We start from the raw sequence: 12006 nt of genomic DNA, 5'->3' as shown, positions 1-12006 counted from the left end.
CGGGCACCTTGCCTGGGCGGTTTTTTTATAGGGAAAAACAGCTTATCGTATCATCGCCGAATCCGCTGCAACGCCGATTACGTTGAATCGTGCATGTTCACCCGCCTTCACCAATTCCTTTTTCCCGATTACCAGTCCAGCCCCAACGGTAAGCTGCGATTCGTCTCCCAACGTATATCGCAAAGTATCCACTTTCCCGCCGCTGATATGCATGTATGTTGCGAGGCCATTCAAATTGAGCCGGGTAAGATCCGTATACCCGATATTGGCGACCGTCATATTGGTATATTGAACGGATATGGGCGAGCGCTGCACCAGTTGAACGATATCGAGGTTGATGCTGTCGGCCGTGATACTCACTATACCCGGCACCTTGATCTCCAATTCCCGGTACGATCTTGCAACTCTCCGCCATTCGCCGAAGTTATCCGCCTCAAACCAGCAGTACAGCGTATCGTTGCGAACTTCCGTTCGCAGGAAGGGTTTCATATCCGCCCGGTATTCCAGCGCCGGTTCACTGACACTGCCTACCCAGATCCGGGCCTGTACGTTGTTTGGGGAGGCACCGTTTCTTCTTTTACGGCTTTTGGTCCGTACACCGCCTTCCAGGACGATGTGGTGATACGGCGGGAGCTTCCTGAAATACCGCTGGTCACCTTCATATTTACGCATCGGCTCCGCTTTTGCATGTTGGAAAGCCGCCCGCAGCGACAGGTTGTGCATCAGCAAACCAGCCGGCACCAGCAGGATTAAGATCAGTATGATGATATTGCTTCTTTTCATATGGTGTTTTTATTGCGCCTTTAACTGGCGGTCTTTAAATGTTTCGAACCGGTCTTTCAGCTCGTCGAGCCCGATACCGAGGAGATAGATTTTCCGGAAAAACTGCGGCAGCTCTTCTTCCAGGAACTGTTCTTTCCGCAGCCCCGTTACTTTGCTGACCGCGCCGGGAGAAACGAAGTAACCCAGGCCGCGCCGCGTGTAAATGACGCCCAATTGCTGCAGATGCTCGTAAGAGCGCATGACGGTATTGGGATTCACTTCGAGGCTCACCGCAAGCTCCCGTACCGAAGGTATTTTTCCCTCCTCAACCCACTCCCCCAGCTGAATGCGGTCGCAAACATGGTCGGCGATCTGGAGGTAGATGGATAATTGATTATTAAATTCCATGATTTTCAGTTGAGGTTGTCAGGAAAGTTCTTGCTCGCGGAGTTTCAGAACGGTCACGTACATCAAGCCGAACAACATCAGGTACCCTGCGATCATTTCAATCATTTCTACGCTAGCGGTGGCCTTTACCTGGTAATACAGGACAGACTGGCCCGATTCATCCCTCGTATCAAAGTACCATGTCCCGAACGGGCCGTGATTGAACGTATTGACATGGTCAGGAATGATGCCGACCCGCTGCTCGCGCATGCTTTCCGTCAACGGGAGCTTATCCAGCAGGAGCCTGGCGAACAGGCTGTTGACGGCGTTGATGCCAACGAACAACAGTAAAAACGCGGCTACCGCCTTCACTACCGCAAATTTCCTGAAAACCGCGCTGGCTGCTAATCCTATAATAAATATCGTTAAGAACATCTTCAAAAACGATAAGTCGATTCCCCTTGCCCCATTGAAAAAGTAAAACCGGTTAGCGTTCAGCAATACCTGGTTGTCGATCTGATGCACGATACCCGCGCTCAGGAAGCTGGAAGCAAAATAACCGACCGGCAACACGACCAGGATCGTAAAAACGCCCACAGCGATTCGCTCTGCCACTGAAACCGGCAACATCAGCGCACGCAGCCTTGAAGAACCTGCGTGCAAATCCCGGAAACACACGGCGGCCATGATGAAATTGAAAATGATGAAGCCCTCCAGCACGAAACCTTCCTGCTTCTCGAAGAAAAGCCCGTCTTCGAACGTAAGGGCATAATACAACAACACGGAAAACTGCGTTGCGAATAGCGCCAATGCACCGTAGAGATATAATTTGCGGTCTGTGACGAGTTGCAGCTTGAGCAACTGTACGCACCGATTGAGTGAAAATTGCATGGTCGGGATTTTAATCTTGAAGAATGGGAAGAATGGATGTTTCGCCGGAAAGCGCCGCGTTGAACAGCAGTTCCATATCGAGCCGCGAGCTTTCGTCGGTCGTGTTGCGGGCGATGACGGCGAACCCGCCCAGGGCTTCTTCGGCATAGAGCGGCTTCCCGCTTTCGGCGCGCTCCTTCACTTTGCGGAACACGAGCCGCTCCGTGATCCGCGACACCGGCGCCTGCAGCACGATGCGCCCCTGGTCCAGGATCAGCACATCGTCTATGAGGCTGTCGAGATCGCGGACCTGGTGCGTACTGATGACCATCACCTGATCGTTGCGCAAGCTGCCCGCCACTACTTTGCGGAATTGTTGTTTGGAGGGGATGTCCAGCCCATTGGTAGGCTCGTCCAGCAGCAACAGCTTCGCGCCGGTGGCAATGGCGAAGGCGATCTGGAACTGCTTCTGCTGGCCGTGGCTGAGGCGGTTCAACCTGCCTGCTTCCCCGATGCCGAACTGCTGGAGAATACTGCTGCACAGCGCATGATCGAACGTGGGATAAAAAGGCGCGTTCAAACGGATGTAGGCGCCGGATGAAAGGTCGGGCAAAACGAACGCTTCCGGTACCACGTACACCTGCTGCAGGAAAGCGGGCTCCCTGCGCATGGGCGTGAAACCGAACACCGTGCAGGAACCGGATTGGGGGAATAACAAACCGGCCATCTGGTAAAGCAGCGTGCTTTTACCGGTGCCGTTGCGGCCGAGGAGGCCGTAAATACGGCCGGGTGCCAGGGTAAGGCTCAACCCGTCGAGCACCGGCTTCCCACGCCGGTAAGAATAGGCAATGTTTTGAAGGGATACCATTTGATAATGTTATAGGTGGATGAACAGTGTACTATTTAACTAGTACACTACAAATGTAATGATAGAATCCGTACTTCCAAATAATTTTGTCAGGATTTGTTCAATTACTACCAACCGGCCCGGAAGCAAGGGGCTATCTTGCCATTACTAAAGAATCGCTATGCTGAAATGGATCATCGCCTGCAGCCTGTTGTTGCCCCTGGCGTTACAGGCCCAGGAAACCCTCGTCTACCTATCGCCCACCGGCAACGATGCCAATCCCGGTACTATGGCCAAACCCAAAGCCACGTTGGAAGGCGCCCGGGAAACCTGGCGCCGGTCTCCCGGTAAAGCCACCACCGTAATTTTAAGGGACGGCACCTATTATCTTGATGCGCCTTTCGTGCTCACGACCGCCGACAATCCGCAACACCAACCCTTTACCATCAAGGCGCAGCCGGGCGAAAAGCCCGTTATCAGCGGCGCCCGGAAACTCACCGCCAATTGGCAGGACGCCGGGAACGGCATTTGGAAAACCGCCATCCCAGCGGGCATCACGGAAATGGACAGGCTGTACGTAAATGGGAAACTGCAAATCTCCGCCCGTTACCCCAACTACGATTCTTCGGCCCGCTTTTACCATGGCACTGCTGCCGACGCACTTTCACCGGCGCGCATCAAAACCTGGAAACATCCGGAAACCGCCATCGTCCACGCGTTGCACCGCGCCGAATGGGGCGGCTATCATTATAAAGTGACCGGCGTGGATGCACAAGGGAACGCCATCCTGGAAGGCGGCTGGCAAAACAACCGCCAGATGGGCCTCCACCCCGACCATCGGTTCGTGGAAAACGTCCGCGAAGAACTGGACGCCCCGCACGAATGGTTCTTCGACGCATCCGAACACACCCTGTATTTCCAACCCGGGAACGGGAAAAAACCGGCCGCCAACATCGCTTACGCGGCCACCACGGAGCTGATCGTGCTGAAAGGGAGTATGGAACAGCCTTTGAAGAACGTCACCGTCCGCGGGATCACGTTCACCGGCAACAAGCGCACGTTCATGCTCACAAAAGAACCGCTCCTGCGCAGCGACTGGACCATCTACCGCGGCGGGGCCGTGCTGGTGGAAGGGGCTGAAAACGCGGCCATTACCAATTGCTTGTTCGACGAAGTGGGCGGCAACGCTGTGTTCGTGAACAACTATAACCGCAACGTGCGCATCGACAGCAATCATATATACAGGCCCGGCGCATCCGGCATCGCGTTTGTCGGCAGCCCGGGCGCCGTGCGGTCTCCGGCTTTCGAATACAACCTGGCCGTGCCTTTCAGCGAAATGGACTTCACGCCTGGCCCCAAATCGGAAGAATTCCCGAAGAACTGCAGTGCGTCAGACAACCTCATTCAATTTTCCGGCGAGATCGAAAAGCAATCGGCCGGCGTGCAGATCAGCATTTCGAACGCCATCCATGTGGCGCATAACACGATCCACAACGTGCCGCGCGCGGGCATCAATGTCAGCGAAGGAACGTTCGGCGGCCACCTCATCGAGCGGAACGACGTATACAATACCGTACTCGAAACCGGCGACCACGGCGCTTTCAACAGCTGGGGCCGCGACAGGTTCTGGCACGCCAACCGCAGGATCATGGACAGCGCCACCATGGCGAACATCAACCTCACGAAGCTCGACATCCTCGGCACCACCATCCTCCGCGAAAACCGTTTCCGCTGCGATCATGGCTGGGACATCGATCTGGACGACGGCTCTTCCTATTACGACATTTACGACAACGTTTGCCTGAACGGCGGATTGAAACTGCGGGAAGGATTTTTCAGGAGAGTACATCACAACCTGATGATCAATAACACTTTCCACCCGCACGTATGGTTTGCGAACAGCAACGACGTGTTCACCGCCAACGTGGTGACTACCGACTACAAGCCCATCCAGGTCAATGTTTGGGGCAAGAAGGTGGATAACAATTTCTTCCCCGACAAGGCTTCCCTCGAAGCGGCACAGCAGCGCGGCACGGATAAAAATTCCTATGTGCTCGACCTCCAGTTCCGCGACTTCAAGAAAGGTGATTACCGGCTGAAACCCTCCAGCATGCCGGGCAAGATTACCTACCGCGATTTTCCGATAGACAATTTCGGAACGCGGATCGCGTCGTACAAAAAGCTTGCGGCGCCCGTTCCCCTTCCTGCCATCCTGCTTTCCGCCGCATCCTCGAAAGGCGATCTGCTCGAATGGAAAGGTGCGAAAGTGAAGAACATCGAAGGATTGGGAGAACGCTCCGCCACGGGCCTCCCCGATGAAAAAGGCGCGTATTTCGTAACGGTGCCGGAAAACAGCGACGCCTGGAAAGCTGGTCTGCGCACGAACGACGTGTTGCTGAAACTGGATGGCCAGCCCGTCAACTCGGTAAAAACCTTCCTTTCCGTATACCAGCCCATCGCCTGGCGCACCAACCTGAAAGCGGTGGTGTTCCGCAACCAGCGCGAGCAGGAGATCACACTGGCGAATAAATAATTCACCTGTTAAACGAAGAAGGCCGGTCCGGGAGCCATACGCTCCAGACCGGCCTTTTTCATTATTCGCTTGGATCAGCCTCAGCCCATTTCGGGGTAGAGGGGGAATTGTTTCATGAATTCGTTCACTTCGCCACGGATGCGCTGCTGCAGGCCTTCGTTGTCGGCGTCGAGGAGCAGTTTGTCGATCCATTCCACGATTTGCGGCATGTGATCTTCCGTCAGGCCGCGGGTGGTGATGGCGGGAACGCCGACGCGGATGCCGGAGGTGATGAAGGGAGATTTATCGTCGTAGGGGACCATGTTCTTGTTGCAGGTGATATCTGCCTGAACGAGCACATTTTCCGCTTTTTTACCGGAGATGTTCTTGTTGCGGAGGTCGATCAGCATGAGGTGGTTATCGGTACCGCCGGAGATGATCTGGTAGCCTTTTTCCACGAAGGAGCGGGCCATGGACTGTGCGTTTTTGATGATCTGGCGGGCGTATACATCGTAATCGTCTGACAGGATCTCGAAGAACGAAATCGCTTTGGCGGCGATGACGTGTTCGAGCGGGCCGCCCTGGATGCCGGGGAACACGGCCATATCGAGCAGGTTAGACATCATGCGGATTTCGCCTTTCGGGGTTTTGAGGCCGAAGGGGTTTTCGAAATCCTTGCCCATCATGATCATACCGCCACGGGGGCCGCGGAGGGTTTTGTGGGTGGTGGTGGTTACGAAATGGCAATGCGCGAAGGGCGAATTCAGGAGCCCTTTGGCGATGAGGCCCGCGGGGTGCGCGATGTCTGCCATCACGAAGGCACCGATCTTGTCGGCGATCTCGCGGATGCGGGTGTAATCCCAATCGCGGCTGTATGCCGAAGCACCGCAGATGATTAGTTTGGGTTTTTCGGCGAGGGCAACCTCTTCCATCTTGTCGTACTCAACAAGGCCGGTTTCTTTATTCACACCGTAAAACAACGGCTGGTACAGTTTACCGGAGAAGTTAACCGCGGAGCCGTGCGTGAGGTGGCCGCCCATGCTGAGGTCCAGGCCGAGGATTTTGTCGCCCGGCTGGAGGATGGCCAGCAGAACCGCCGCGTTTGCCTGCGCACCGGAGTGGGGCTGCACGTTGGCGTACTCGATGCCGAAAATCTGTTTGGCACGGTCGATGGCCAGCTGCTCGCTCATGTCAACTATCTCGCAACCGCCATAATAGCGGCGTCCGGGATAGCCCTCGGCGTACTTGTTGGTCATTACGTTGCCCATGGCCTGCATTACCTGATGGCTCGTGAAGTTCTCAGAAGCGATCAGTTCAATGCCATGGCGCTGCCTTTCCAGTTCCTGGCGGATGATGTCGAAGATCTGCTGGTCTCTTTGCATGATGAAAGAAAATTTAAGACGCAAAATTAATCATCTTCCTACTAAATATAAAGTTGGAATTGATGAAAAGTAGCGTCCAGCCATATATACTAAAACGCTAATATCTTTTCGCAGCCAGACCGTTATCATGTTTTTATTCCCCGTTATTCCGTAATTTGCCCCCCTGAAGCAAAGTGAATCCGTAACTGTAGCAGTGGACCACTTCCATCAAACCCGATACATGAAGGCAATTATTCCAGTCGCAGGTGCAGGCACAAAATTGCGCCCGCATACATATACGCAGCCCAAGGCTTTGATACCGCTGGCGGGCCGCACCATCCTGAGCATTATCGTAGACCAGCTGGTGGAGTCCGGTATCCGCGAATTCGTTTTCGTGGTGGGCTATCTCGGTGAAAAGATCCAGCATTACGTAGAAAAGAAATACCCCGATCTGACGATGCACTTCGTGCAGCAGAATTCCCGCGAAGGCACCGGCCACGCCATTCTGCTGACCAAAGACGTAGTGGCGGGCGACGAAGTGCTCATCGTTCTGGGAGACACCATCGTGGAAGTGGATTTCAAGGAAGTGATCAACTCACCGGTTTCCGTACTGGGCGTGAAGAAGGTCGACGATCCCCGCAACTTTGGCGTTGCCGAGCTCGGCGAAGAACTGACCATCACCCGGGTGATCGAAAAACCCCAGATCCCCAAATCCAACCTCGCCCTCGTAGGCATGTACAAAATCCGGGAAACGGAACAACTGTACCAATGCCTGGAAGACAATATCCGCCTGCAGGTGCGCTCGCACGACGAGTTTCAGCTCACCGATGCCCTCGAGTGCATGATCCAGCACGGCGTGCGGTTCAACGCGTTCAAGGTCAACAACTGGTTCGACTGCGGCCGCAAGGAAACCCTCCTCGAAACCAATGCCACCTTGCTGAAGAAGTATAAATTGTCGGCCAGCCCGGTGCTGCCTTACGAGAATACCATCATCATCCCTCCCGTGAGCATCGGCGAAGGCTGCAATATCAAAAACAGCATCATCGGCCCCAACGTGGCCATCGGCGATAATACCGTCATCAGTTATTCCATCGTGAAAGATTCCATCATCGGCTCTTTCAGCAACCTGTACGAAGTGGTGCTGAAATCGTCGCTCATCGGTAGCGACGCCAATATCCGCGGGCTCAGCCAGAGCCTCAATATCGGCGATAACACGGAAATCGATCTCGGTTAAACCAATTTTCGGCAGATGGCATTCCAAAACCCCGTTACCAGCTTATTCGGCATCGAATATCCCATCATCCAGGCAGGCATGATCTGGGCCAGCGGATGGCGGCTCGCCAGTGCGGTGAGCAACGCCGGCGGACTGGGGGTCATCGGCTCCGGCAGCATGTACCCCGATGTGCTGCGCGAACATATCCAAAAGTGCAAATCGGCTACAGACAAGCCTTTCGGCGTGAACGTACCGCTCTTATATCCCGATCTCGACAAACATATCCAGATCATCCTGGAAGAGAAAGTGCCGGTGGTGTTCACTTCCGCGGGCAATCCAAAAACCTGGACGCCCTTGCTGAAAGAGCACGGTGTGAAGGTGGTACACGTGGTATCGAGCAGCAAATTCGCAGTAAAGAGCCAGGAAGCAGGTGTAGACGCGGTAGTGGCCGAAGGTTTCGAAGCCGGGGGCCACAATGGCCGCGAAGAAACTACGACCATGGTGCTCATCCCCGCGGTGGCGGCCGCTGTCACGATCCCTGTGATAGCAGCGGGCGGCATCGGCTCGGGAAAGGCCATGGCGGCGGCTTTCGCGCTGGGCGCTTCGGGCGTTCAGGTGGGCAGCCGGTTCGTGGCCACGCCGGAAGCTTCGTCGCACGAAGCTTTCAAACAGGCGGTGATCACAGCGGGAGAAGGCGATACGATGTTGTCGCTGAAGCAGTTGACGCCGGTACGACTCTTGAAGAACGCATTTTTCGAAGCGGTGAAAAAAGCCGAAACGGAAGGGGCAGACATCGAGCAGCTGAAAGGGCTCCTGGGCCGGGGGCGCGCCAAGAAAGGCATGTTCGAAGGACAGCTCGATGAAGGCGAACTGGAAATCGGCCAGGTGAGCGCGCTTATCCGCGAAATCAAGCCCGCGGCCGATGTGCTCCACGAAATCTGGAACGAGTTCCGCACTACCTGTTCCCAACTCGGATCGCTCTGATCATCCCTGCCATCAAGAAATTCAAATAAAAAAGGCCATCCGGAAAGATGGCCTTTTTCTATTATCCTGGAACTATTCACTAGCTTTTTCTGAAAATCCATTTCCCCACTTCGCCCAGCGTCACTTTTTTACCGTACATGAGGATCCCCGTGCGGTAAATCTTCGCGGCCACCCAGGTGGTAGCGAGGAAACCGGCGATGAGCGAAAACATCGAAAGACCGAGCTGCCAGAACGGCACCGTGCCCGGCACGCCGTAAGGGATCCTCGCCATCATCACCACCGGCGATGTGAAAGGAATGATGCTTCCCCATACGGCCAGCTGGCTCGTGGGGTTCACCACCGCCTGGATCATGATCACCATGGCCACGATCACCGGGAGCGTGATGGGGAACGTGAGCGACTGTGCATCGTTCGGGTCTTCGTTCACCAAACTGCCCACCGCGGCGAAAAGCGCCGCGTAGAAAAGGTATCCGCCCAGGAAGTAGAACAGGAACAGCGAAATGATAGAGAACCAGTTCACACTGCCCGTGAAATTGGCGATCTTCTGCGCCATGTCTTGCGTGGCCGCGCTCATGCCCGGTTGCGTGGCCGCAGTTGCCGAAGACAGGTCGGTCCCCAGCAGCAACGGCACCAGCAAGGTATAAATACCGATCAGCAAACCTACCCAGATGAGGAACTGTGTGAGCCCCACCCCGGCGATCCCTACGATCTTGCCCATCATCAGCTGGAACGGCTTCACGCTGGAAACCATTACTTCCGCGATGCGATTTGTTTTTTCTTCCATCACCCCGCGCATTACCATCATGCCGAACACCAGCAATACGATGTAAATGAGGAACCCGGCGAACCAACCGATGATGTAAGCCGCTACGGTGCTGCCTTTCTTCTCATCATCGCCGGCGAGGTTGTCGATAGAGATATCTGCACGGATTTCTTCGAGTTTCGATTTGTCGACCCCGGCGAGCTCCATCCTTTTATCTTCCACCACGCTTTCAAGCCGCTTTTCCATGCTGCCGCGCAGCGCAAAAGGCATCTGGCCCTTGCTGTAGTATACGATGGCGGGCAGGCGGTTGATGTCGAGCTTGGGTATGTGGAGCAGGCCGGTATAGCCCTGGTCGCGGTACGATTTCTTGAACGTATCCAGTTTGGCGTCTACGAACTTGTACTGGATGCCTTTTTCGTCGGGCAGTTTGCCGGCGAAGTAGCCGCTTTCGTCGATCACGGCCACTTTTTCATTGTTGTCGGAGTTGATGAGCAGGCCGGGTAAAATAACCATGGCGGCGAACAAAACCGGCAACAGCAGGGTGGTGACGATGAAAGATTTCTTTCTTACCCTGGTGAGGTATTCTCTTTTGATGATGATCCAGATCTTATTCATGGGAGTCTGAGTTAGAATTTGGGTGATATTCTACGTATATGGAATCGGGTACCTGGTAACTGTCTTTGAATTTGGCGCGGAAGAACGCTTCGTTACGGCGCTGCTTCATGCCGGTGGTGTCGAACGCATCATTCCTGAACCGGAAAATGGCGTAGTCGGTGGAAGACTCGGAGCGGCCGACTGTATCCTCCGGGTCTTGATACGACGTGAGCACGGCCATTCTCACTTCCAGCTCCTTGCCGTCCGGATGGAGCCAGCTGTAGGTTTGCTGCGCATCGCCGGCATCGCCCCACTCGTCTGCCAGCATGATGTGATCTTTCACGCGGGCGGTGGGTTTGTGCCATGCGAGCAACTGGATCCTGCTGCTCTGGTACTCGCCGGGCGCCCGGAGCAGGAGCATTTCATAATCGCCCATGGAGAATTTGCCGACGGCGAAATATCCGCCATACAATTCTCCCGGCACGCCAATCTCGCCTTCCGCCCAATTGTCGGGCAGGAATTTGACCATGCTGCTGTCGAGCCATTTGCCTACCATTCCCTTCATGACGCCGTTGGAGTCGGTTTGGGGAGATTCGACGGCGAGGTCGTTGGGGTTAACGGAAGGGAAAAGTTGCAGGAAAGCCTCCGCCCTGGCGCGCGCGTCTGCCGAAGCAAGACTGTCGGCATTCAGGGCTGTGCTGTCTGTATTTTGCTGCGAGCCGGTGGCGGAACCGCATCCCGCAGCTACGATCATTAATAAGAATATGCAGTATTTCATGAGTATCAGTTAGCGGCTACCTCCAGGTCGGTGATCTTCACCTGTTGGATGAAGACTTCGTGAATGGTGGGGAGGATTTCTTCGAAATAGGTGACCTGGATGCCGTGATGGATGAAGTGGGCCAGGATGTCGTTCGTCTGGCTGTATTCATTGATCTTCACGGTATAGCCGTTTTCGTGCTGTTTGACGATCTCGAAATGATGCGTCGCCATTTGCGCGGGATTGGGCATGGAAGCCAGGCTGATGCGGAAAAGGTGATGCTTGAAATCCTGCCGGATCTGCTTCACCGGGCCGTCGAGCACTTTTTTGCCTTTGTTGACGAGCACGATGTGGTCGCAGATTTCTTCCACCTGCTCCATGCGGTGCGTGGAGAAGATGATGGTGGTGCCGCTTTTGGCGAGCTGGAAGATTTCGTCCTGGATGAGTTGGGAGTTGATGGGGTCCAGGCCGGAGAAGGGCTCGTCGAGGATGAGCAGTTTGGGTTGATGCATGACGGTGGAAATGAATTGCACCTTTTGTTGCATGCCCTTGGAGAGCTCTTCGATTTTCTTGTTGGTCCACGAAGTGATCTCGAATTTATTGAACCAGTAATCGATCCGCTGGCGGGCTTCCTGTGCGCTGAGGCCTTTGAGCTGGGCCAGGTACAAGGCCTGTTCGCCCACTTTCATCTTTTTATACAGTCCGCGTTCTTCCGGCATATACCCTATATATTGGATATCGTTGCGGGGGTCGAACGGGCGGCCGTCGAAAAGGATGTCCCCCGCGTCGGGGTAAATAATGCCGGTGATCATGCGCAGGAGTGTGGTTTTACCTGCGCCGTTGGGGCCCAGCAGCCCGAAGATGCTGCCCTTCGGGATGGAGAAGCTGATATCGTCCACCGCTTTGTGCGTGGCGTAGTGCTTCTTGAGATGTTGGAGTTCCAGTACGTTCATAAG

General features: G+C 54.9%; 11 protein-coding genes. 3 read left to right on the top strand and 8 right to left on the bottom strand.

Annotation, left to right across the window (positions count from 1 at the left end; genetic code table 11):
* Window positions 1–42: 42 nt before the first annotated feature.
* From WJU22_RS08100 to WJU22_RS08085, 4 genes are read right to left on the bottom strand one after another with little or no spacing between them, the layout of a single operon-like run.
* A complete protein-coding gene (locus WJU22_RS08100; RefSeq protein WP_341842734.1) occupies window positions 43–783 on the bottom strand; it encodes a hypothetical protein in 741 nt (246 codons plus the stop codon).
* A gap of 9 nt (window positions 784–792) precedes the next feature.
* Window positions 793–1170, bottom strand: coding sequence for a GntR family transcriptional regulator (locus WJU22_RS08095; RefSeq protein ID WP_341842733.1), 378 nt, complete (start codon window positions 1168–1170; stop codon window positions 793–795).
* Window positions 1171–1188: 18 nt separating this feature from the next.
* Window positions 1189–2040, bottom strand: coding sequence for a hypothetical protein (locus tag WJU22_RS08090; protein WP_341842732.1), 852 nt, complete (start codon window positions 2038–2040; stop codon window positions 1189–1191).
* 10 nt (window positions 2041–2050) lie between these two features.
* Entirely contained in the window at window positions 2051–2887 is an 837-nt protein-coding gene (locus WJU22_RS08085; protein ID WP_341842731.1) for an ABC transporter ATP-binding protein, read from the bottom strand.
* Between the two features lie 160 nt (window positions 2888–3047).
* Between WJU22_RS08085 and WJU22_RS08080 the strand changes: the two genes are divergently transcribed.
* Complete coding sequence (locus WJU22_RS08080; protein WP_341842730.1) at window positions 3048–5399, top strand: PDZ domain-containing protein; 2352 nt, start codon at window positions 3048–3050, stop codon at window positions 5397–5399.
* A gap of 80 nt (window positions 5400–5479) precedes the next feature.
* On the opposite strand, the gene glyA is transcribed toward WJU22_RS08080, so the two are convergent.
* Window positions 5480–6760, bottom strand: coding sequence for a serine hydroxymethyltransferase (glyA, locus tag WJU22_RS08075; RefSeq protein ID WP_341842729.1), 1281 nt, complete (start codon window positions 6758–6760; stop codon window positions 5480–5482).
* Window positions 6761–6980: 220 nt separating this feature from the next.
* On the opposite strand from glyA, the gene WJU22_RS08070 reads away from it, so the two are divergent.
* A complete protein-coding gene (locus WJU22_RS08070) occupies window positions 6981–7973 on the top strand; it encodes a sugar phosphate nucleotidyltransferase (RefSeq protein WP_341842728.1) in 993 nt (330 codons plus the stop codon).
* A gap of 15 nt (window positions 7974–7988) precedes the next feature.
* Entirely contained in the window at window positions 7989–8936 is a 948-nt protein-coding gene (locus WJU22_RS08065; protein WP_341842727.1) for an NAD(P)H-dependent flavin oxidoreductase, read from the top strand.
* Window positions 8937–9015: 79 nt separating this feature from the next.
* On the opposite strand, the gene WJU22_RS08060 is transcribed toward WJU22_RS08065, so the two are convergent.
* Genes WJU22_RS08060 through WJU22_RS08050 form a run of 3 tightly spaced genes read right to left on the bottom strand, consistent with a single transcriptional unit; the run spans window position 9016 to window position 12003 of the window.
* On the bottom strand, window positions 9016–10314 hold the full coding sequence (locus WJU22_RS08060) for an ABC transporter permease (RefSeq protein ID WP_341842726.1): 1299 nt from the start codon (window positions 10312–10314) through the stop codon (window positions 9016–9018).
* Window positions 10307–11071, bottom strand: coding sequence for a hypothetical protein (locus WJU22_RS08055; RefSeq protein ID WP_341842725.1), 765 nt, complete (start codon window positions 11069–11071; stop codon window positions 10307–10309). The genes WJU22_RS08060 and WJU22_RS08055 overlap by 8 nt, the downstream gene beginning before the upstream one ends.
* 5 nt (window positions 11072–11076) lie before the next feature.
* A complete protein-coding gene (locus WJU22_RS08050) occupies window positions 11077–12003 on the bottom strand; it encodes an ABC transporter ATP-binding protein (protein WP_341842724.1) in 927 nt (308 codons plus the stop codon).
* Window positions 12004–12006 lie beyond the last annotated feature (3 nt).

It is taken from the genome of Chitinophaga caseinilytica (assembly GCF_038396765.1).
Classification (GTDB): Bacteria; Bacteroidota; Bacteroidia; order Chitinophagales; family Chitinophagaceae; genus Chitinophaga; species Chitinophaga caseinilytica.
Note: the sequence above shows the minus strand (reverse complement) of the source record. Positions and strands in the feature narration are given on the sequence as shown.